Genomic DNA, 21,829 nt, shown 5'->3' with positions numbered 1-21,829 from the left:
CAAAAATCTATTAAAGGAAAGTTAAAAATGAAGCCTAGATATTTTTACATATAAAAAAAGCATATTATCCAAGAAAGATAATATGCTTTGATCGTTATATATATAAAATTATTGTTTTATAAACTTACCTACAGGCTTATTGTTAATCAGCAAGATATATAAACCGTTTGACAGTTCTGATAAATCTAATTGAGAAGTAGGGGTTGACTTTATTAATATTTGACCTTGAATATTTACAATTCTTACATCATAATCCTCTATTGTAAAGCCTTCAATATTTAAAAGACCATCTGCCTTTACAGGATTTGGATAGTATGTATATACGTTGTTATCTCTAATTGCATTCAACATAGATTGGTCTACAGAGAATTTTTCTGAAATAGCATTACATCCTGAATCATTAAATACTTCTATTTGATATTCTCCACTTTGTAGTGGTGTGTAAGTTGCAAGATTAGCATCCTCTATTGGACTATTATTAAAATACCATTGGTATGTTGAAAATTCAGAATTAATAGCTAAGCTTTGGTTTTGATTTACAAAAATGACTGGAGATTCCGGGTTTTCTGATATAATAGCTTTAACCTCTGTTCTGGTAGTATTGAAACAGCCACCGATAACACCTTCTATATAGTATGTTTTTGTAGACTTGAGTATAGGGGTTTGATAGCTATCTCCGGTTGCAATTACAGTGCCTCCGGTTGGTGTTTCATACCAATTATACTCGCTATTTCCTGTTACGGTTATAATTGTAAATTCTCCACTGCAAATATTTTGGTCAGACGCAGTTGGTTGGTTGATTGATTGTGCTACTTCAACTCGTACTTCGGTTCTTGTGGCAGTACTACAATCTCCTAGTATACCTTCAACATAATACGTTTTTGAAGAAGTTAGAGTAGGAGTCTCATATGTACTTCCTGTAGCAATACGTGTACCTCCAGTTGATGATTCATACCAATTATATTCGCTATTTCCTGATACAGATAATGTAACTGATTCTCCACTACAAATCCTTTGATCAACAGCCGAAGGTTGATTAGGACTAGGAGCAACAGTTATATTTACTTGTGTTCTGGTTGCGGTAGTACATCCACCTATAACTCCCTCAACATAATATGTTTGATTAGACGTAAGCTCTGGGGTTGTATAAGTAGTTCCAGAAGCGATACGACTGCCTCCTGAAGGAGCGCTATACCAATTAAAATCACTATTTCCGGTTGGTGATAATGTTATAGATTCTCCGCTACAAATATTTTGATCAGAAATTATGGGTTGACTTGGCGTTCGTATAGTTATATAATTTATTTTTTCTTCTGTATCACTACCAGAATCATTTGTTGTGGTTAGCGATACTGTATAATCTCCCTCGGCTGCATAGGTATGCGTAGGATTTTGCTGCGTAGAGGTTTGACCATCTCCAAAGTTCCATAAATATGAATTTATTCTGTTGGTAGAAGTGCTCGTAAATTGGATTTGAGTACAATCTTGAGACGATTCAAACTCTGATAAAGGAGGGTTCTTATCATCTCCTGGAATGTAACTTCCAGAAATGGTATAATTACCTAAGGAAGAGAAATCGGAATACCCATTATTTACGGTTCCTTCACCTACACCATCAATTTCTATAAAATAGATACCTTCAGAGAGATTTTGTGATATCGATGCAGAAAGTCCTGCAGGATCAGAAATGGCAACTTCTTGTCCCAGTTCGTTTAAGATTCTTGCTTGTATATTTAGGTTGGGATAGTCGGGGTCTGGTTCGAAAGAAAAAGACACTGGTCCTGTTTCTATGGCAAAAGTGAATACATCTTTATCATCTCTGGTGCTTATAAGTCCAAAGTTTTGGCTGGCACTTACATCTCCGGCCGGACTTACTCTTATTGATGTAGCGGTATTAATATCATCTGCATGATCATCATCCTGAAAACCAACGCCATTTCTACTATTCGCAATAATCGCTACATCATCTTGTCCAGGGTTAGAAGCTCCTTCATATTCACCTGCACTCCAATGTCCAATAGGTCTACTGGCACTCCATCCCATAATTGGACTCCATTGCCCGTGGCCGTTATAATAGGTTGTAGATCCTTTTCCATGGTGTCTTAGACCTAATGTATGTCCTACCTCATGCGATCCTGTTTCTCCTGCAGCACGTATTGACAAATTATATACCCAACATGGATTATCTCTAGTCGAAGAAAAAGAATTTACATAAGCGACACCACCAGATGTGGGTGCTGCATCTTTAGTAGGAGTAAAAATACACATCATTCTACGGTTTCTTGGGGCGGCATCAAATAGATCCCTACGTGTAGTTACATTTAGATTAAATGGACGAAAATCTTCTGCCATGATTTTCCATATTTCTATAATTTCAGCATTTGTATAATTTGGCGACTGTGCATTAATTGTAGCTCCTGATAACCAGCTGGTATTAGAAACAACCTCTCCATCAAAATCTAGATATATAATACCTGTAGCACCAGGTAAACTCTCAAGTTCTGGTGCGGCCATTGCTATTGATGTTGATTTTTTTATCGTTCTCTTTTGATCTGGAGTTTTTTCAAGGTCTACACATAAAATTGAGTTGATATCTGTTTGTTTGATATATACCTTGCCATCATCTTCAGAGTATAAAGAATATGCTTTTTTACTGTTTGGTAAAACAATTGAACCTTCTAATTTACCATTGACTTCAGAGAAACTGAATGTGGATAATTGCTCTCCATTTACATTTCCGATAAGGGTAAGTGTTTGATCAATTTCTGTTTTCACGGTAAGATTAAGAGCCAAAGATTGATTGGCATCGATTTTTATCGCAAGAGGTTTAGATTTTTTAGGACTAATCAAGGTATTAATAAAAGCTTTTTGATTCTTTGCTATTAAATGAGGTTGGCCTGATTGTGCATTAGCAATATGCACATTGATAAGTGTAATGATTAGAAGAAAATACTTCAATAATTTCTTTCTCATTTTATGTGGGTTATTTAGCGTTAATTTTTTTTGGTATATTATAGTTTGTATTCGTCTAATTGATTGATTTTGATGTGGTAATAGTGTTTTGAAACGCTATTATGAAATAACTAACGAGTAAAAGTGAAATATCTTATATGTACAAGTAAAATCTTACATTATAAAATGGTTAAGACGTATTTTATTTGCAAAATACGTCTCCTACCAAAAAATAAGAGTTTAGATAAAAAAACTCAAATTTAGTTATATCAATTAAATTGGGTATAGCTATTGATTCAAAAATCATGTAATACTGATGATTCTTTCTAAAGGGATAATTGTTGATTGTTTTAGTATAACCTCTTTATCGGTTATACCCCATATAGTAGTCTCTACTTTTTTAAAACCTTGATCATCTACAAAAATGATTCTTACTTTTTGATGTTCTAGGTTGCCAAGTGAAAGTGCTCTTTGTAACTCTAAAAAACGATCAATTTGATCCTTTCTTTTGTTTAAGACATCTTCTTTGGGGAATTTCAATAATTTGATCTGTTCTTTTTCAATAATTTGTACATTCAAGTTTGGGGCCATAGTGTTAGATTTGGTTATGTTTTAATCGTATAAAAATTGAATTTTCGAATTAAATTTTTTTAAATATAGCACTTTTTGTCTTAAAATAATGCTTTTTATCCATTTTTTTTGTTTTTAATTCATTAAGGTGTAAGAAAAAACCTTCTTTGTTGTCAATATCGTTTTTTCATTTGATCAGTGGACGATGTGTGTAAGGGCATGATAATCGCAGTTCAATACATATTTGTATCATTTCGTATTCAATTTTTTGACTAAAAGTTATTGACCAAGATTTGTTTACAAAAAGACTTGTTTATGGTTTCAAAACCATCATTCTTTGCTTAAATTTCACTTTTTAAAAATTGTTACGTTGGAAGAATATTTAGCAGAGTTAAATGACGCACAGAGGGCACCCGTTCTTCAAAAAGATGGTCCTATGATAGTAATTGCTGGAGCAGGATCTGGCAAGACTCGAGTACTTACATATCGTATTGCATATTTGATGCATCAGGGAGTTGATTCTTTTAATATTTTGTCCTTAACATTTACGAATAAGGCAGCACGTGAGATGAAGAAACGTATTGCCAGTATCGTAGGACCAAGTGAAGCTAAAAACCTGTGGATGGGAACATTTCACTCGATTTTTGCTAAAATATTGAGGTTTGAGGCTGATAAGTTAGGGTATCCTTCAAATTTCACGATATATGACACCCAGGATTCTCAACGGCTTATAGCTTCTATTATTAAGGAAATGGGGCTGGATAAAGATATCTATAAGTATAAACAGGTATATTCTCGCATTTCTTCATATAAGAATAGTTTAATTACCGTTAAAGCCTATTTCCAAAATGCAGAATTGGTAGAAGCAGATGCTATGGCAAAACGACCCCGAATGGGAGAGATCTATCAAAATTATGTGGAGCGCTGTTTTAAAGCAGGTGCGATGGATTTTGATGATCTTTTATTGAAAACTAACGAGTTGTTAAATCGTTTTCCTGATGTGTTGGCAAAATATCAAAATCGATTCCGATATATATTGGTAGACGAGTATCAAGATACCAATCATTCGCAATATCTAATTGTACGAGCTTTGTCTGATAAGTTTCAAAATATATGTGTAGTAGGCGATGATGCACAAAGTATTTATGCTTTTCGCGGAGCAAATATTAATAATATTCTGAATTTTCAGCGTGATTACGATGATGTACAACAATATCGACTTGAACAAAATTATAGATCAACAAAGAATATTGTTGAAGCTGCGAACTCTATTATCGATAAAAATAAAACCAAACTTGATAAAGTAGTTTGGACTGCAAATGATCCTGGTCCCAAAATTATAGTTAATCGATTATTGACCGATGGAGACGAAGGAAGGTTTGTTGCCAGTTCGATCTTTGAAAATCAAATGCAGCATCAATTACCCAATGGTGATTTTGCGGTGCTTTATAGAACTAATGCTCAATCCAGGGCTATAGAAGATGCATTGCGTAAAAGGGATATTAAATATCGAATTTATGGAGGATTGTCATTCTACCAGCGTAAAGAAATTAAAGATGTTCTGGCGTATCTACGGTTGATTATTAATCCAAAGGATGAAGAAGCCCTAAAGCGTGTAATCAACTATCCTGCACGGGGGATAGGAGCTACCACCGTAGATAAATTAATTGTAGCGGCAAATCATTATGATCGTTCCATTTTTGAAGTTATCGAAAATTTAGATAGAATAAACCTGAAAATCAATAGTGGTACCAAAACCAGGTTGCAAAACTTTATGACAATGATCAAAAGTTTTCAGGTTACTAACCAAACATCAGATGCATTTGTACTTGCCGAAATGGTCGCAAAAAAAACCGGATTGTTGCAGGAGTTAAAGAAAGATGGTACACCTGAGGGTATAGCACGTATAGAAAATATTGAAGAATTACTTAATGGTATTCGTGATTTTGTAGAAGGTCAAAAGGAATTGGCAGACGAAACAGGATCTTTAGCAGAGTTTTTGGAAGATGTTGCCCTGGCCACTGATTTAGATCAGGATACAGGAGATGATGATAGAGTGGCATTGATGACCATACATTTAGCCAAAGGATTAGAGTTTCCTCATGTATATATTGTGGGTATGGAAGAAGATCTGTTTCCTTCAGGGATGAGTATGAACACAAGAAGTGAATTAGAAGAGGAAAGACGATTATTTTATGTGGCGCTTACAAGGGCCGAAAAGCAAGCATATCTTACGTATACACAATCACGATATCGATGGGGTAAACTGGTTGATGCTGAACCCAGCCGATTTATTGAAGAAATTGATGATCAATATCTCGAATATCTAACTCCGGTGGAAGGATATCGTTACAAGCCGTTAATCGATTCTGATATATTTGGAGAAGTAGATAAAAGTAAACTGAGACTCAAAAAACCAGTTTCTGGTTCACCGCCATTGGCCCATAAACCTAATGAGGAACAGTTGCGAAAATTGCGCAAACTTAGACCAACTTCTGATCCAGTATCAAATGATACTAAAACAAATCTTTTAGATAACAATCTGATACCAGGAACCGCGGTAGAACATATGAGATTTGGTAGAGGGAAAATTCTTAAAATCGAAGGAGTAGGGCAAGATAAAAAAGCTGAAATTCATTTTGAAAAAGGAGGCATAAAAAAACTACTACTACGTTTTGCAAAGTTGAAAGTATTATAAAATAGAATTCGATGAATGTATCGGTTAGAGAAATGAAAAAAGATGATATTGAATCAATAATTGACTATTTTGTCAATGCAGATTCTGAGTTTCTCAAATCGATGGGTGCAGATAAAAGTAAATTGCCGGATAGAGTAGAGTGGATTAAAAAACTAAATCAAGAATTTAAGAAACCCTATACAGATAAAGAGTTTTATTATATCATATGGTTGCTAGATGATACTCCAATAGGGCATTCAAACATTAATAATATTGAATTCGGAAATACTGCAACAATGCATTTACATGTATGGAAGAATGCCAAAAGAAAAAAGGGATTAGGCCTAGAGCTATTGAAGAAGACAATTCCATTCTATTTTAAAAATTTTAAACTAGAAAAATTGATATGTGAACCGTATTCTGAAAATATAGCACCCAATAAAACTCTTATAAGGGCGGGATTTGAATTTATTAAAAAATATGAAACAGTACCCGGTTGGATTAATTTCTTGCAATATGTGAATAGCTACGAATTGACAAAAGATCAATTCGAAAGATTAAAACTATAGTAAAGTATACTGGTAGTTCATCAATAGGAGGTTTTGATATATGGTTTTATTATAATTTACATTACATTTATCGTAATTTCTTTTTTATGGCAGAATTCATTAAAATATATGAAGAAAATCCTAACCCTCGAGAAATTCAGAGGGTAGTGAAATGTTTGCGCGACGGAGGATTGGTTATATATCCTACTGATACTGTTTATGGATTAGGTTGTGATATCACTAATAACAGAGCTTTAGAACGTATCGCACATATTAAAGGTGTAAAATTGGCCAAAGCTAACTTCTCTTTCATATGTAAAGATCTAAGCAACCTCTCTGACTATGTAAAACAAATTGATAATAGCACTTTTAAATTATTGAAAAGGTCATTACCGGGGCCATATACATTTATTCTTCCGGGAAGTAATAACTTACCTACAGTTTTTAAGAAGAAGAAAACCGTAGGGATTCGTGTACCCGATAATTGTATTTGTACTGCTATAGTTGAAGAGTTGGGTAACCCTATCGTTTCTACTTCTATTTATGATGAAGATGAAGTGATTGAATATACTACAGATCCCGAATTGATATTAGAAAAATGGGATAAGTTGGTGGATATTGTAATCGATGGAGGGTATGGAGATAATATACCTTCTACAGTTATTGATCTAACCGAATCTGAACCTGTTTTGATTAGAGAGGGTAAGGGAACTACCGATATTATATAATCTAGAATTATAATAATTAGGAAACGGTATATGTTAATTCGTTTCTATATTCGCTAGGGGTTCTTCCTGTAAACTTCTTAAATAATTTATTGAAATGTGAAAAATTACTAAAACCACTCTCAAAACATATATCCGTAATACTTATTTGTTTTTCGTGTAATAATTTGGAAGCGTGTACCAAGCGATACTCGTTTACAAATTGAACAAAAGTTTTTCCAGTGATTTTTTTGAAATATCTGCAAAAACCAGGAACGCTCATACTGACTTTGTCTGCTATTTCTTCTAATGGGATAGGCCGTATAAATTCTTCTTGTACAAAATTGAAAATTAAATTGATCCTATTGTTATCCTGGATTTCAGTTTCTATAATAAAGCCTTCTGCATTAAGAATGGTATAATCCTTAGTTTTTGCCATCTCTTTCATTACTTGTAAAATTCCGATAAGCTTCTCAAATGGATCCAGGTTCTTTAAAGTTTCAATTTGAGCCCCAATTCTTCTTTTGGTATCCCCATGATATACAATTCCTTTTTTGGCTTGTATTAATAATTTTCCCAAAGTATTCATTTCTGGGATTTCAAAAAAAGTTGCTCCCAAAAATTCAGGTAGCATTTGGATTACTGTTTCACGACTATTACCGGTAAAGCTATCCGTAAAGCCACAATGAGGCAAATTAGAACCTATAAGCATTAATGCTCCATTACGATAATATGACATATGACTTCCAATTTGCCGTTTACCCGTACCTCCATTTACATATACAATTTCGATTTCAGGATGATAATGCCAAATAGGATCTTTGTTCATTTTCTTCTTTGAAAAAGTTTCATAATAGAAAGAACTTCCAAATTCTGGAACTATCTTTTCTAATGATGGTTTAGTAGTAAGAAATTTACTCATTGCAATTACATTTTATAATTTTTAAACCCCACAAGAATTAAATATTAAGCTTTTAAAAATATTGTATCGTATTTGTTAAAATAATATAAGCATAACCTTAAAAATGTGTTAAATTAACATCATTATGGTTTTACCGTTATTACAAAGGTTAAAATAGAACATATTTATGCAAATATAATTGTATTTCATAAAATATTTGCATGGTAGATTTGTACTATAAAACCTTAACAACTAAAACTAGAAAGTTATGAAAAGAGTAATTAACCTATGTCTGCTTGTATGTGCTTTATTATTTTGCACCACTGTGAAAGCTTCAGATGTTTTGTCTGTAAAAATTGAGAACTCTTCTACAATTAATGTTTCATTGTCTAACATAAGTCAGGGACAGAAATTGTATCTAAAAAATTATTCAGGGACTATATTATTCAATGTTACATTAGACGCGATGTCTTCATATAGAAAATATTTTAATATGGGTATTGTAGAGGATGGAATATACTTTGTAGAAACCGAAACAGAGTTTGATATTAAAGTTACACCGGTATTAAAAAATTCAAAAGGAGTTGCATTAATAAATAATTCGGCTGTAACTGTATTTAAACCAAAAGTACATGTTGATAATACAATAGCAAAGGTTTTATTTACCAGAGTAGAACAATCTCCACTTACGGTTACAATATATGATGAAGATGGGGTTTTGTTATTTACTGAAAAAGCGAAGGACGATGAATTAATTTTTCAGAGAAATTACAGCTTTTCTGATGTCCCATCTGGGAAGTATATTATATATTTCTCTTTAAAAGACAGACAATTTATAAAAGAAGTTAGTATTTGATTGTTTATTAACTCAACCACAATTCAAAAGGCAATACACATGTATTGCCTTTTGTTTTTAATTTTTGGATAAAAAAATACCCCGATCATTGAATCGGGGTATTTATAAGGTTGTATTTAAAATCTAATTTACTGCTTTACCAGGTTGATTTCTACACGTCTGTTTTGTGCTCTACCTGCTCTGGTTTTATTCGTTGCAATAGGTCTGTCTTCTCCATATCCAATTGCCGACAGTCTAAACTGATCAATTCCATTTTCTATTAAGTAATTCTTTACAGCATTAGCTCTAGCATCTGATAATCTTTGATTAAGCTTTGCACTACCAGCACTATCTGTATGCCCTTCTACAGTAAATTTTGCAGTTGGGTATTCATTAAGAATAGAAATGATATCCTTAAGCACTTGATCAGATTCTGCTTTTATAGAAGATTTACCAGAATCAAATAAGATGGTTTTTGCATACTCATTAAGCGTCTTTTGGACTTCTTCTGTTACCTCAGGACAACCATTATTAGCCACAGTTCCTGCAACATCAGGACAATTATCATCTTTGTCTAATACACCATCACTATCTCTATCTGGCCAAGGGCAACCTTGATTTTCTACTGGTCCCGCTACATCAGGACAATTATCATCTTTGTCTAATAAACTATCTCCATCGGTATCTGGCCAAGGACAACCGTTATTGTCAACTTCTCCAGCTTCTTCAGGACACTTATCATCTTTGTCTAATACTGTATCTCCATCAGTATCAGGCCATGGGCATCCAAAATTTTCTTCTGGGCCAGCTTTTTCGGGACATTCGTCTACTTTATCTAGTACACCATCTCCATCTTTATCTTTTGGTCTAGATTGGTATACAGGTACTTTAAGACCAACGTATACATCGGCAGCTTTAGACTGATCACTAACAAGTAACGATAATATGGATCCAGACCCAACATAAAGTGGTCCTGCTCTAAGTCCAGCTCCCCATTGAAAACCACTATGTTGTACAAGACTTAAAGGAGAGTAAAAACTAAACCATTTACTTTCAAATCTGGGTGTTAATGATACCACATTGGCAATTCTACTTCTGTTTGTTTTTTCTTTTGAAGTAAGTGAAAAATCCGTATTAAAATTTAAATAGAACTTGTGGTTGATGTTCCAGTCTACATTAGCGTGCAGTGCTGTTGGTAATACCGCTTTTTCAGCTTCAACAAGAATTGGAGTTCCATAAAACCTTTCCAACTCATCAATATCTATATCCTCAAAATCATTTTGAGTAAGTGTATTATTGAAATTATATCTTTCTTCGGTTCCATCGTCATACGAGATAGATCCAAGATCGGTTAATGATAAACCAAACTTCAGCTTGTATTTATTGATGTCTTTTGGTGTAAAAGCTTTTCCTTTACTATCTGTAGAGGTATATTCTTTATAATCTCTTCTCCATTCGTATACAAAACCAAGATCAACACCAACTCCAGAAGATCCGTTTACGATTTCTACATCTTCTAAGTCTTCTTCAAGGTTTTCGCTATAGCCATAAGCCGCTTCACCTAGAGTAGTCACACTTCCGTTACCAGTTGTAATGTCTGCATCAAATGCAACACCTAGACCGGTACCTCGTGCATAAGCGGTTCCTAATCCTTGTAAATATTTAAGTGTAATACCTCCTTTTAAGAAATGCTCTTCTTTGTTCATAAGAACTCTTGCATAGGATACACCTACTTCTGCCCAAGCGTTTGCACTGGCATATAAATCACCTTGGTTAATATTAAAGCTTATATCATCATCCAGGTCATCTATTAAGCTCTCTAATGTTTCTCCATTTACTCCATTTACGTTATAGAAAGCTCTTGCACGGGTATATACCGCAATTGAATTTTTTTCATTAATGTTAAACATAAATGCTGGACCTAATACATCTACATTTCCAATTAAGTTGTTTTTATCTTCTGGAAATCTTTTGGCATCATCTTCAAACTCATAATCATCATCAAAAATATCACTAAAGCTAACTCCGTAGTAATCATTTCCTGCAAAGGCGCTAACACCAACTAAATTGATATCTGTTTTGAATCGTGAATCTACAATATTGGCCGGGTTACTAATAACGCCATGAACACCACTGTAGTTATCGGTTAGAAAGCCCATATAGGATTGAGCTTTACCATAAACCATAAACATGAGTAATATTCCTGTTAGGATAAGTTTTTTCATTTTTATTAAATTTAGATTTGGTTTTCAGCGAGCAAATATATCTTAAATTTTTAACATTTAGCTGTTATAATTACTGGGATCAATGATTTAAAGTATTTTATGTGGTTTATACATAAATTAAAAAAGGGCTATCCACATGGATAGCCCTTTTAATAGTATTTAGACAGAATCTAGTTACCTCCTTGAGAAGCTTTTTTCATACCATCTTCAATCATGTTATAAAACTGATCTAATTTTGGTAATACAACAATTCTTGTACGTCTGTTTTTTGCTTTGTTAGCTGCACTATCGTTACTTGCAACAGGAACATAATAACTTCTTCCGGCCGCTGTCATACGTTTAGGATCTACTTTAAAATCATTTTGTAGAACTCTAACTACCGATGTAGCACGCTTAACACTTAAATCCCAGTTGTCAAGTAATACTTTGTTTTTGATAGGTACATTATCTGTGTGTCCTTCTACTAAGAACTCGATATCTGGTTTGTCGTTTACAACTTTTGCTACTTTACCTAACACCTCTCTGGCTCTTGCAGATACATTATAGCTTCCGCTCTTAAATAGAAGTTTGTCAGAAATAGAAACATAAACCACTCCTTTTTCTACGTTAATTTCTATATCCTCATCAGCAAGATTTCCTAAAGCTCCTTTAAGGCTGGTTACAAGTGCTAATGTTACAGAATCTTTTTTGGTAATAGCATCCTGCATTGTTTTAATCTGCAAGTCTTTTTCTTTGATGCTTTCTAAAGATTTTTCAAGGTTTTCAGCTTCTTTAGTAGAAAGTGTAGCTAAATTACCAACATTATTTAGTAGTGCAGAGTTTTGATTTTTAAGGTTCGATACTTGATCTTGAAGTACCTTAAGCTGTGATGTAGAACTAGCTTTTTCTTCTAAACAGCTATTTAATTTTACCGTTGCAGTATTTAATAAGTCTTCAGTTTCTTTTTGCTTAGCCTCTAATTCGGAAAATTTCTTTTGTGAAACACAAGAAGATAATAGTACCGCCATAGATGCTCCAATAATCATTACTTTTTTCATCGGAAAATTTGTTTTTAAGTCTTTTTTCTGGTTATATAACTCAAAATTATTAAAAATGTGACGCAATGTTTGCCCATTAACAATAATTTAATTTTTTCTAACCTTTTAATTGATTGAAATATTTACGTTTTAAAATAAAATACTGCCATACAACGGAAAAAAAGGAATAATATTTCCCCGACTTAGAAAGTTTTTTACGTTTTTTTAAAAAAACACCTAAATGCCTGTAAAAGCTGATGTGAGCTTTAAGGATAGCGACAAAATGTAACGGTTTTCTTTCTAACAAAAACTTTAACCCCGCTAACCCATCTAATACCATTCTCATAAAAATCAAACCCCATACTTTATAGCCAGGAACATTTTTTATCAATAGATATAAATTGTTTCTAAAATTAAGGTATGTTTTTTTTGGATTCATACTATCCAAAGTTGCTCCGCCTAAATGGTATACTGTAGAATCTCCAGTATATATTATTTTATATCCATGATGGTAAATACGCCAGCAAAGATCGATTTCTTCTTGGTGGGCAAAAAAGTCTTCATCTAGTTTCCCTACATCTTCAAAAACCTGTTTTTTAATAAACAAGCAAGCACCACTTGCCCAAAATATTGTTGTTGTATCATCGTATTGTCCTTGATCTTGTTCGATAGTATCAAATATTCTGCCTCTACAATAGGGATATCCCAATGTATCGATATAGCCTCCTGCTGCTCCTGCATATTCAAAATGAGTCTTCTTTTTATAATCCAGAATTTTAGGTTGAACTGCAGCGATATCATTACCTGATTTAAAGGTTTTAATAATAGGTGTTAGCCAACCTTTGGTCACTTCTATATCACTATTGAGTAAGCAATAGATGTCGGCTTCAATTTTTGAAAGTGCGTCATTGTATCCTTTGGCATAACCACCATTGATATCGTTTTGTACAATTTTTATTTCAGGAAAAGACGTTTTTACATACGCTACAGAGTCGTCTGTAGAAGCATTGTCAGCAAGATATATTGCGGCTTCTTTAGAATATTGTACCACCGATGGTAAAAATTCTTCTAATAAGGTTCTACCATTCCAATTTAATATGACTATTGCTATATTCACGGATGCAAAGTAATGAGATTTATTTTTTATAATCAGGAATATCTTTCAGAAAAGTATAGTGCTTGTCAATATAGTTCATTTGGCAATAATAGTGGTCCAGACCATTAGAAATCATTAAGTATTTTGAGTCTAATGCGAGATTATATCGAGCAATTTGATCAAAAACATCTTGCGTGATTTTTACCGAGTGAGATTTACATTCAACAATAAGATAAATACTGCCATCGGGATTAAATATGATGATATCGTATCTTTTATTAAGATCATTAACTTTAACGAGCTTTTCGACATTAATAAGGCTTTCAGGGTATTTTTTCTCTTTAATAAGATAGTGTACTATATGTTGCCGCACCCATTCTTCTGGGGTAAGAATGATAAATTTTTTGCGAATTCGGTCAAAAATAGAAACTTTATTTTCGCTACTTTTGAACCTGAATTGATATGCTGGAAAGTTTAGCTTTTTCATTTGCATAGCACAAATTTGATGATTTTTTCTGAATGGACGAAGTAAAACAAATTGTAACAGATATAAAGAACGGAAATATAAAACCAATCTATTTTTTGATGGGAGAAGAACCCTATTATATAGATAGGATTTCTGAATTTATTGATAAAAATGTTCTTGCTGAAGAGGAGAAAGGCTTTAATCAAATGGTATTGTATGGTAGAGATGTTACTATAGAAGATATTGTCGCTAATGCAAAACGTTTTCCTATGATGGCAGAGCGGCAAGTAGTTATCGTTAAAGAAGCTCAAGATTTATCAAGAACTATTGAAAAACTAGCTGATTATGCCGAAAATCCACAGTCTTCTACGGTATTGGTAATGTGCTACAAGTATAAAAAAATAGATAAACGAAAGAAACTCTATAAAATCGTAGCAAAAAATGGAGTTATTTTTGAAGGTAAAAAACTGTACGAAAATCAGGTTGCCGATTGGATCAGGAGAGTTTTAGCGGGTGCTAAGTATACTATAGAGCCAAAAGCGGCACAGATGCTGGTTGAATTTTTAGGAACTGATCTTGGTAAAATTAATAATGAATTAGAAAAACTAAAGCTTATTATACCTGCCGAATCGCAAATTACAGCAAATCAAATTGAAGAGAATATTGGAATAAGTAAAGACTTCAATAATTTCGAACTTCGGAAAGCGATAGGTTCTAGAAATGTTGTAAAAGCACATAGAATTATTAATTATTTTGCTCAAAACCCTAAAGACAACCCTTTAGTGGTTACTATTTCCTTATTGTATAGTTTCTTTTCTCAAGTATTACAATATCACGGTTTATCTGATAAATCTCAACGTAATGTGGCCAGTGCGCTAAAAATTAATCCCTACTTTGTAAAAGATTATACAGAAGCTGCTCATAGCTATCCTATGAAAAAAGTAAGTCAGATTATCGCCTTGCTTAGAGATGCAGATGTGAAAAGTAAAGGAGTAGGAGCAGCAAACCTTGCACAAGGAGATATTCTCAAAGAACTTCTGGTAAAGATCATGGGCTGATGTTGAAAATGTGCTTAATTAGCAATTGTTTAACAGGGTTTTATAATCAACAATCTTATTTTAGAGGATGAAATTATTCTCTTTCTTTTCTAAAAATATCTTCCCTATTTTATTAGTTAATTTTATTGGAATATTAGGGTATAGCATTGTTATTCCTATACTTATATTTATTGTAATTGACTTAGGAGGAAATGGTTTTATCTATGGTATTTTGGGAGCAATGTATCCTTTCTTTCAGTTAATCGGAGCTCCGATTTTAGGAAAGCTATCTGATCGTATAGGAAGAAAAAAGGTTCTTATTCTAAGTCAGGCAGGGACATTTATAGCATGGATGTTATTTTTATTGGCTTTTATACTCCCCAAAACCCAATTGTGGACTTCATCATCAGAATTAAGTGGGAGTTATATCATGACTATGCCATTACTTTTGTTGTTTGTGGCAAGAATTTTTGATGGGTTTACAGGAGGTAATGTATCGGTAGCTAATGCGTATTTATCAGATGTTTCTACAGACGATGATCGTGACAAAAATTTTGGAATGATGGGAGCCTCAACAAGCTTGGGATTTGTTTTAGGACCTGCCGTTGCAGGAGTTTTGGCATCTACCTTTCTTGGAGAGTCTTTACCAATTATATTGGCAGCCATGATATCTCTTATTGCAATTTTCGTAATTATTGTAAAGTTACCCGAAAGTAATCCTTACGTTGTAGATACGGGTAATGCAGGATTAAAATCGTTTAGAAGGTTTTTTCAGGTAGAACATAAGGATTGTTATACAGATGATATTACTGATACTAATGCCACTAATTCGTTTTGGGCAATACTCAAACTAGATCAAATCCCACTTTTGTATACGGTATATTTTCTTACATTTTTGGCATTCAGCCTTTTTTATGCAGGTTTGCCAATTTATGCCTCTACAATTTTAGAATGGTCCGCAATAGAACTGGGTATATTCCTGGCGTATTCCAGTATTATAATGATTCTAGTTCAAGGGCCATTGTTATCCTACCTTTCAGGAAAAGTATCTAATGTGTTTTGTATTGCACTGGGATCTATACTTTTGGCTCTTAGTTTTTATCTTCTCTCAGTGTCAAATTTGATTATTCTTTACTTAGCTAACACACTGTTATCACTAGGAAATGGCTTAATGTGGCCTAATTTTTTATCTTTATTATCTAAAACTGGTAATCACCAAATGCAAGGAGCTATTCAGGGTTATGGTAATAGCATGGGTAGTTTTGCCAGTATTTTTGGATTGGTCTTAGGTGGAATCCTTTTCGAAAGTATACAAATGACCTTATTTACGATAGGGTCGGGTGTATTTGTAATCATCTTTTTATTAGTAATCATTAACCATTTCAGAACCAAAAATGCTGTAACACAACGAGAGCCTTCTGTTAAAGTAGCGTAATTATATTTTTGGATTGGTTGCAAAAACAGTTGCTTCAGTAATAAACCCTCTATCGTCCATTTCTAAAAGACTACTTATAGTATGTGCAATCTCTTCGCCTCTTAGTTTGGTTTGTTGTTCTGCTTCAGTATATTGTTTTTGACTCATATTGTTGTCTACACGATTATCGGCAAAACTTGTCATCACCTCACTTGGGTTGACCTGCATTACACGTATATTGTGTGGGCGCAATTCATTTCTCCAGCTCTCTGTCATTCCACGAAGTGCAAATTTGGTAGCCACATATGGAGAAGCGGTCGGCGAGCCTTTTAATGAAGAAGTAGAACCAATATTGATGATGTTGCCATATTCCTGGTCAATAAAATGCTTGGCAGATTCTTTGGCGCATAGCGTAGCTCCTAAAATATTTGTTCTAAACTGATCAGTAAATTTATCGGCTTCTATATCGACAAGTTTTGAAATATAACCATATCCTGCATTATTCACTAAAACGTTAAGGCCTTTCATTTTATTTTTAGCTTCCTGTACCATATCGGTCACTTGGTTTTCGCTGGTTACATCGGCTTTTATGTAATCGATTCCTAATTCTTCGGCAGTAGCTTTGAGTGTGGTTTCATTTCTTCCAGAAATAATTACTTCCGCTCCTTTTTCCTTAAGAAGTTTGGCTGTTGCTTTCCCAATTCCAGAATTACCTCCTGTGATTAATACTTTTGCATTTTTGATATTCATAGTTGTGTTTTTGTGATATTGAATATCAAAATTACGTTTTGAGTTCTAAATCTTTTGTTAAGCTTAAGGATTATTTTTTATGTGATTGGTAAGTATGAAAAATCCTTAACCTCGGTCATGACAAAAGAGCTTTGTACTTTAGAAATATTTTCTAGAGAAGCCAATTTATTAGATAAAAAATCCTGATACTGTTCCATATCAGAGGCATAGATTTTAATCAAATAATCAAACATCCCTGCAACATGGTAGCATTCAACAACTTCTGGGAACTGTTGAATTTCTTTTTCAAATTTTTTAATGAAATCTTTTTGATGCAAATTGAGTGTTATATTGCAAAATGCCATGAGTTGAAGCCCTACTTTTTTTCGATCTAAAATGGCTTTATATGATTTAATATACCCCTCACGCTCTAACTTCTTGACACGCTCAAAAATAGGAGTAGTAGTAAGGTTTAATCGCTCTGCAATGTCTTTGATAGTAATTTTACCATCTTTTTGCAATAATAATAATATAGATTGATCAATTGGGTCCATAATATTTTTCTTTTTCTATCTTCTCATAAAATCAAAAATAGAATAAATTTCTTAAATATTGTTTTTTGCATAATAATATTCTAAAAATATATCAATATATGGTTTTTAATTCTTTTTGGAATAACTTTATTCCATGGAAAAACATAACTTCAACCCAGAAAGCTTAATGATGACTTATGGTTATAAACCTGAGTTATCAGAAGGAGCAATAAAATGTCCGATATTTCAAACTTCAACTTTTGTGTTTAAAACAGCAGAAGAAGGAAAAGCTTTTTTTGAATTAGCTTATGGTTTAAGAGAGAAATCACCAAAAGAAGAATTAGGGCTTATTTACAGTAGAATTAATAACCCTAATTTAGAGATTCTAGAGAACCGTCTTTGTCTTTGGGATAAAGCAGATGATTGCGCCGTTTTTGAAAGTGGTATGTCAGCTATTAGTACGGTTTTATTAGAGTTTCTTAAACCGGGTGATCTTTTAGTATATAGTAACCCTGTATACGGAGGAACGGATCACTTTATTCATCATTTTTTGGATAAAATAGGTGTGGATACGATAGGAGTGATGCCAGATCAGGATATGGATGAAGTAATTAGAATGATCGAAGATTCTGGTAAGGCAGATAAACTAGCTATGATCTATCTAGAAACACCAGCTAATCCAACCAATGATATTGTGGATATAGAGAAGTTTAGCCAGATAGCGAATAGATATAGTACCGAAGATAGAAAAACTTTAGTGGCAGTGGATAATACGTATATGGGACCATTATGGCAGCACCCACTACAATGTGGAGCAGATCTGGTGTTATATTCTGCAACAAAGTATATAGGTGGCCATAGTGATTTAATAGCGGGAGCCGTTTTGGGTAGAGCCGAACTTATGATTAGAGTCAAAACTTTACGCACCTTTTTAGGTAATATGGTAAGCCCACATACTGCTTGGTTAATGTTAAGAAGCCTTGAAACATTAAAAGTACGCATGGATCAACAAACCCAAAATGCTCAGATTATTGCTGATTATTTACAAAACCATGCTAAAGTTGAAAATGTTTACTACTTGGGCTTGTTAAAAGAAGGTACAGAAGAACATACGATTTATAAAAAGCAATGTTCTGCACCTGGAGCTATGGTGTCTTTTGATATCAAAGGAGGAGAAAAAGAAGCCTTTACATTTTTAAATCATCTGAAATTGATGAAATTGGCGGTAAGCCTAGGAAGTACAGAAAGCCTTGCAGAACATCCAAAAACAATGACACACGCAGGAGTAGATCCAGAGCAATGTAAACGAATGAATATTACAAATCAATTGGTACGATTGTCAATAGGAGTAGAGAATGCCAAAGATTTGATATGGGATTTGGAACAGGCTTTAGAGAAAGTTGAGCATGCTTCACCCTTAGAAGTAGAACATATATAAAGTATTTCATGCGCATTAATAAAAGCACGGTTTTTACTGTGCTTTTTTTATTGTAAACAGTTGATTTGAGGTGTAAGGGGATATAAACTATACAAAAAGGGTGTTTTTCCCCATTGCGCGGTATGTATTGTCGAAGTATCTTTACATCAGCTTATTAGAATATATTACGAACCATTTTTACACCCAGAGAACATGAATACATTTAATATCAACTTCAACTTTATTTTAGAATTTGTTAGAGAACTTCCAAAGGCATGTAGTTTTGCTATACATAGATAGTAACTTTTAGATATACGTATCGTTACTTATTTCATTTCAGATACTTAGTACGTATTTTTACATTAAAATCACTTTATTATAAAACAATATTACACAAAAAGCATTATGAAACTATTTCGAGTTAATTTCAGGTTTATACAAGAATTTTTACAACAACTTCCAAAAGCAAGCAGTCACGCTATTCATAGATAATATTAGGTTTTAGAAAAACTTATTATGATTGCTTGGGGGAGCAAGAATAGTAAGGGGGAAACAAAAAATCCGCATGTACTTTACATGCGGATTTTTTTATTGTTTTGATATTTCTTTTTGGAAGTATTTCTTCTTATCCAGATTTTTAAAAATACCTTAGAGGAAATGATGAAGAGTACAAAATGTTACCTTCTTATAACACAAGATTAATAGCTCCTGTTGGAGTATCATCAAATTTTGCTCCGTCTAATTTCGCTCTCTCAAAATCTGTAGAACCAAATTTTGAAGATATAAAATTTGTATCTCTAAGATCAGAATCCGATAAATCCGATTTTTCTAGGGATGCATTTTCAAAAGATGATCCTTTAAAAAATGAATCTGTAAGTATGGAGCCCTCCAGATTTGCACCTTCAAAGTTAACATCCTCAGCAATGCAACCACTTAAGTCGGCATAAGATAAATTTGCTTTTGATAGATCAATTCCTGGAGCAAGTTTCTTTTTACTCAAGCTTAATTGTTGACCTTTTGTAGATTTTTTATTGTAAATAGCCATTGTCATACCGCCTAACCCAAGGCGTTCAAACTTACCATTGTTTCCTCCATTTTCCAAAAATAAGCGATGCTCTTCTAGCATTTCATTTATTTGTTTTTGGCTAATTGGGTCCTCCGATTCGGCTAATATTCTTGATAAATCCTCCATAATTTTAGTGGTAATATAATGCTCTTTTTTTAAATATATTTTTAAGAAAAACTTATTTCAAGCTTCCTACCATATCTTCGGGTTTTACCCATTCTTCAAATTCTTCTTCGGTAACGTATCCTAAAGCAACTGCTTCATGTTTTAGGGTAGTACCATTTTGATGGGCTGTATTGGCAATTTCGGCAGCTTTATAATATCCAATTTTGGTATTAAGTGCAGTAACCAACATTAAAGAATTATTTAATAACTCTGTAATTCTCTTTTGATTTGGTGTTATCCCCTGTGCACAATGTACATCAAAAGAGACACAAGCATCACCTATTAGCTGTGCGCTTTGTAACAGGTTTGAGGCCATAACAGGTTTAAATACATTTAATTCAAAATGACCTTGCATTCCACCAACACCTATGGCTACATCATTACCCATTACCTGTGCACATACCATGGTTAGAGCTTCGCATTGTGTTGGATTTACCTTTCCAGGCATGATAGAACTTCCTGGCTCGTTGGCAGGAATGATTAATTCTCCAATACCACTTCTAGGACCAGAAGCTAACATACGAATATCATTACCTATTTTATTAAGAGAAACCGCTAGTTGTTTTAGTGCTCCATGAGTTTCAACAAATGCATCATGAGCGGCAAGTGCTTCAAACTTGTTTTCTGCAGTGATAAATGGTAAACTAGTAAACTGCGCAATAAATTCTGAAACTCGCTTAGCATATCCCTTAGGAGTATTCAATCCCGTACCAACAGCTGTACCACCCAAAGCTAACTCTGCCATATGCGGGAGTGTATTCTCTAATGCTTTTAATCCATGATCTAATTGAGAAACATATCCAGATAACTCTTGACCGATAGTAAGGGGAGTAGCATCCATAAAATGTGTACGTCCAATCTTAACTACATTTTTAAACTCGTCTGATTTCTTTTTTAAAGTATCTCTTAATTGAGTCACCCCTGGAATTGTTACTTCGATTATTTTCTTATACGCAGCAATATGCATACCCGTCGGGAAGGTATCATTAGATGATTGAGATTTATTTACATCATCATTGGGTAGTAATGTTTTTTCTCCTTCGCCTATTGTTTTACCTGCTATTTGATGTGCTCTATTGGCAATCACTTCATTAACATTCATGTTACTTTGTGTGCCAGAACCGGTTTGCCAAATAACTAGTGGAAATTGATCATCGTGTTTTCCTTCTAATATCTCATCACATACTTGAGAAATAAGGTCTCTTTTTTCTATAGGTAATGCACCTAATTCACAGTTTGTATATGCAGCTGCTTTTTTGAGATAAGCAAAACCATATACTATCTCTAAAGGCATTGATGCTGGAGCGCCAATCTTAAAGTTATTTCGAGAACGTTCTGTTTGAGCTCCCCATAGTTTATCTGCTGGCACTTTAACCTCGCCCATTGTATCTTTTTCTATTCTATATTGCATAGCTTGTGATGATTTGTTTTTTTTAAGAGTGCAAATTTAAGCATTTGTATAGCTATTTCTGAATTTA

General features: G+C 33.5%; 18 protein-coding genes. 7 read left to right on the top strand and 11 right to left on the bottom strand.

The features are described from left to right. Nucleotides 1-108 precede the first annotated feature (108 nt). Nucleotides 109-2,973 carry an Ig-like domain-containing protein gene (locus JJQ60_RS20260; RefSeq protein ID WP_201924329.1) on the bottom strand — a complete coding sequence of 955 codons (2,865 nt, stop codon included), beginning with the start codon at nucleotides 2,971-2,973 and terminating at the stop codon, nucleotides 109-111. A 282-nt stretch (nucleotides 2,974-3,255) separates the two neighbouring features. Beyond that, nucleotides 3,256-3,543, bottom strand: coding sequence for a hypothetical protein (locus tag JJQ60_RS20255; protein ID WP_201924327.1), 288 nt, complete (start codon nucleotides 3,541-3,543; stop codon nucleotides 3,256-3,258). 349 nt (nucleotides 3,544-3,892) lie between these two features. Here JJQ60_RS20255 and JJQ60_RS20250 point away from each other — a divergent pair, with 349 nt between their 5' ends. From JJQ60_RS20250 to JJQ60_RS20240, 3 genes are all read left to right on the top strand, one after another. Beyond that, a complete protein-coding gene (locus JJQ60_RS20250) occupies nucleotides 3,893-6,220 on the top strand; it encodes an ATP-dependent helicase (RefSeq protein ID WP_201924325.1) in 2,328 nt (775 codons plus the stop codon). An 11-nt stretch (nucleotides 6,221-6,231) separates the two neighbouring features. Next, nucleotides 6,232-6,768, top strand: a complete 537-nt coding sequence (locus JJQ60_RS20245) for a GNAT family N-acetyltransferase (RefSeq protein WP_201924323.1) — start codon at nucleotides 6,232-6,234, stop codon at nucleotides 6,766-6,768. 86 nt (nucleotides 6,769-6,854) lie between these two features. Continuing rightward, entirely contained in the window at nucleotides 6,855-7,475 is a 621-nt protein-coding gene (locus JJQ60_RS20240) for an L-threonylcarbamoyladenylate synthase (RefSeq protein ID WP_201924321.1), read from the top strand. A 16-nt stretch (nucleotides 7,476-7,491) separates the two neighbouring features. On the opposite strand, the gene JJQ60_RS20235 is transcribed toward JJQ60_RS20240, so the two are convergent. Continuing rightward, entirely contained in the window at nucleotides 7,492-8,373 is an 882-nt protein-coding gene (locus JJQ60_RS20235) for an AraC family transcriptional regulator (RefSeq protein WP_201924319.1), read from the bottom strand. Between the two features lie 247 nt (nucleotides 8,374-8,620). Between JJQ60_RS20235 and JJQ60_RS20230 the strand changes: the two genes are divergently transcribed. Continuing rightward, entirely contained in the window at nucleotides 8,621-9,208 is a 588-nt protein-coding gene (locus tag JJQ60_RS20230) for a hypothetical protein (protein ID WP_201924317.1), read from the top strand. Between the two features lie 128 nt (nucleotides 9,209-9,336). Here JJQ60_RS20230 and JJQ60_RS20225 read toward each other — a convergent pair whose 3' ends face one another. The 4 genes from JJQ60_RS20225 to JJQ60_RS20210 all read right to left on the bottom strand — a co-directional run bounded on the left by JJQ60_RS20225 (nucleotide 9,337) and on the right by JJQ60_RS20210 (nucleotide 14,011). Next, nucleotides 9,337-11,412, bottom strand: a complete 2,076-nt coding sequence (locus tag JJQ60_RS20225; RefSeq protein ID WP_201924316.1) for an OmpA family protein — start codon at nucleotides 11,410-11,412, stop codon at nucleotides 9,337-9,339. A gap of 170 nt (nucleotides 11,413-11,582) precedes the next feature. Then, nucleotides 11,583-12,449, bottom strand: a complete 867-nt coding sequence (locus tag JJQ60_RS20220; protein ID WP_201924314.1) for an OmpA/MotB family protein — start codon at nucleotides 12,447-12,449, stop codon at nucleotides 11,583-11,585. Between the two features lie 97 nt (nucleotides 12,450-12,546). Beyond that, entirely contained in the window at nucleotides 12,547-13,545 is a 999-nt protein-coding gene (locus JJQ60_RS20215; protein ID WP_201924311.1) for a glycosyltransferase family 2 protein, read from the bottom strand. Nucleotides 13,546-13,564: 19 nt separating this feature from the next. Further along, nucleotides 13,565-14,011 carry a type I restriction enzyme HsdR N-terminal domain-containing protein gene (locus JJQ60_RS20210; protein ID WP_201924310.1) on the bottom strand — a complete coding sequence of 149 codons (447 nt, stop codon included), beginning with the start codon at nucleotides 14,009-14,011 and terminating at the stop codon, nucleotides 13,565-13,567. 32 nt (nucleotides 14,012-14,043) lie between these two features. Between JJQ60_RS20210 and holA the strand changes: the two genes are divergently transcribed. Then, nucleotides 14,044-15,048 carry a DNA polymerase III subunit delta gene (gene holA / locus JJQ60_RS20205; RefSeq protein ID WP_201924308.1) on the top strand — a complete coding sequence of 335 codons (1,005 nt, stop codon included), beginning with the start codon at nucleotides 14,044-14,046 and terminating at the stop codon, nucleotides 15,046-15,048. 67 nt (nucleotides 15,049-15,115) lie between these two features. After that, entirely contained in the window at nucleotides 15,116-16,462 is a 1,347-nt protein-coding gene (locus JJQ60_RS20200) for an MFS transporter (protein ID WP_201924307.1), read from the top strand. Here JJQ60_RS20200 and JJQ60_RS20195 read toward each other — a convergent pair whose 3' ends face one another. Both JJQ60_RS20195 and JJQ60_RS20190 read right to left on the bottom strand, forming a co-directional pair. Then, complete coding sequence (locus JJQ60_RS20195; protein ID WP_201924306.1) at nucleotides 16,463-17,191, bottom strand: SDR family oxidoreductase; 729 nt, start codon at nucleotides 17,189-17,191, stop codon at nucleotides 16,463-16,465. A gap of 77 nt (nucleotides 17,192-17,268) precedes the next feature. Further along, on the bottom strand, nucleotides 17,269-17,724 hold the full coding sequence (locus JJQ60_RS20190) for an Lrp/AsnC family transcriptional regulator (protein WP_201924305.1): 456 nt from the start codon (nucleotides 17,722-17,724) through the stop codon (nucleotides 17,269-17,271). 133 nt (nucleotides 17,725-17,857) lie between these two features. On the opposite strand from JJQ60_RS20190, the gene JJQ60_RS20185 reads away from it, so the two are divergent. Next, the gene (locus JJQ60_RS20185) at nucleotides 17,858-19,141 is read left to right on the top strand and encodes a cystathionine gamma-synthase family protein (protein WP_201924304.1); all 1,284 of its coding nucleotides are present in this window, start codon (nucleotides 17,858-17,860) and stop codon (nucleotides 19,139-19,141) included. 664 nt (nucleotides 19,142-19,805) lie between these two features. Here JJQ60_RS20185 and JJQ60_RS20180 read toward each other — a convergent pair. Together JJQ60_RS20180 and fumC are read right to left on the bottom strand one after the other, a co-directional pair. After that, entirely contained in the window at nucleotides 19,806-20,312 is a 507-nt protein-coding gene (locus JJQ60_RS20180) for a pentapeptide repeat-containing protein (protein WP_201924303.1), read from the bottom strand. Between the two features lie 52 nt (nucleotides 20,313-20,364). After that, on the bottom strand, nucleotides 20,365-21,762 hold the full coding sequence (gene fumC / locus JJQ60_RS20175) for a class II fumarate hydratase (protein ID WP_201924302.1): 1,398 nt from the start codon (nucleotides 21,760-21,762) through the stop codon (nucleotides 20,365-20,367). Between the last annotated feature and the right edge of the window lie 67 nt (nucleotides 21,763-21,829).

Origin of the sequence: Aquimarina mytili, assembly GCF_016735115.1 — a bacterium.
GTDB classification, from domain to species: domain Bacteria; phylum Bacteroidota; class Bacteroidia; order Flavobacteriales; family Flavobacteriaceae; genus Aquimarina; species Aquimarina mytili.
The sequence above is the reverse complement of the archived record's forward strand: the minus strand, read 5'-3'. Positions and strand labels throughout refer to the sequence as shown.

What these genes read in the sequence shown, in the direction of transcription:
- JJQ60_RS20260 (WP_201924329.1), bottom strand. Translation starts at nt 2,973, where the DNA reads ATGAGAAAGAAATTATTGAAGTATTTTCTTCTAATCATTACACTTATC.
- JJQ60_RS20255 (WP_201924327.1), bottom strand. Translation starts at nt 3,543, where the DNA reads ATGGCCCCAAACTTGAATGTACAAATTATTGAAAAAGAACAGATCAAA.
- JJQ60_RS20245 (WP_201924323.1), top strand. Translation starts at nt 6,232, where the DNA reads ATGAATGTATCGGTTAGAGAAATGAAAAAAGATGATATTGAATCAATA.
- JJQ60_RS20240 (WP_201924321.1), top strand. Translation starts at nt 6,855, where the DNA reads ATGGCAGAATTCATTAAAATATATGAAGAAAATCCTAACCCTCGAGAA.
- JJQ60_RS20235 (WP_201924319.1), bottom strand. Translation starts at nt 8,373, where the DNA reads ATGAGTAAATTTCTTACTACTAAACCATCATTAGAAAAGATAGTTCCA.
- JJQ60_RS20230 (WP_201924317.1), top strand. Translation starts at nt 8,621, where the DNA reads ATGAAAAGAGTAATTAACCTATGTCTGCTTGTATGTGCTTTATTATTT.
- JJQ60_RS20225 (WP_201924316.1), bottom strand. Translation starts at nt 11,412, where the DNA reads ATGAAAAAACTTATCCTAACAGGAATATTACTCATGTTTATGGTTTAT.
- JJQ60_RS20220 (WP_201924314.1), bottom strand. Translation starts at nt 12,449, where the DNA reads ATGAAAAAAGTAATGATTATTGGAGCATCTATGGCGGTACTATTATCT.
- JJQ60_RS20210 (WP_201924310.1), bottom strand. Translation starts at nt 14,011, where the DNA reads ATGAAAAAGCTAAACTTTCCAGCATATCAATTCAGGTTCAAAAGTAGC.
- holA (WP_201924308.1), top strand. Translation starts at nt 14,044, where the DNA reads ATGGACGAAGTAAAACAAATTGTAACAGATATAAAGAACGGAAATATA.
- JJQ60_RS20200 (WP_201924307.1), top strand. Translation starts at nt 15,116, where the DNA reads ATGAAATTATTCTCTTTCTTTTCTAAAAATATCTTCCCTATTTTATTA.
- JJQ60_RS20195 (WP_201924306.1), bottom strand. Translation starts at nt 17,191, where the DNA reads ATGAATATCAAAAATGCAAAAGTATTAATCACAGGAGGTAATTCTGGA.
- JJQ60_RS20190 (WP_201924305.1), bottom strand. Translation starts at nt 17,724, where the DNA reads ATGGACCCAATTGATCAATCTATATTATTATTATTGCAAAAAGATGGT.
- JJQ60_RS20185 (WP_201924304.1), top strand. Translation starts at nt 17,858, where the DNA reads ATGGAAAAACATAACTTCAACCCAGAAAGCTTAATGATGACTTATGGT.
- JJQ60_RS20180 (WP_201924303.1), bottom strand. Translation starts at nt 20,312, where the DNA reads ATGGAGGATTTATCAAGAATATTAGCCGAATCGGAGGACCCAATTAGC.
- fumC (WP_201924302.1), bottom strand. Translation starts at nt 21,762, where the DNA reads ATGCAATATAGAATAGAAAAAGATACAATGGGCGAGGTTAAAGTGCCA.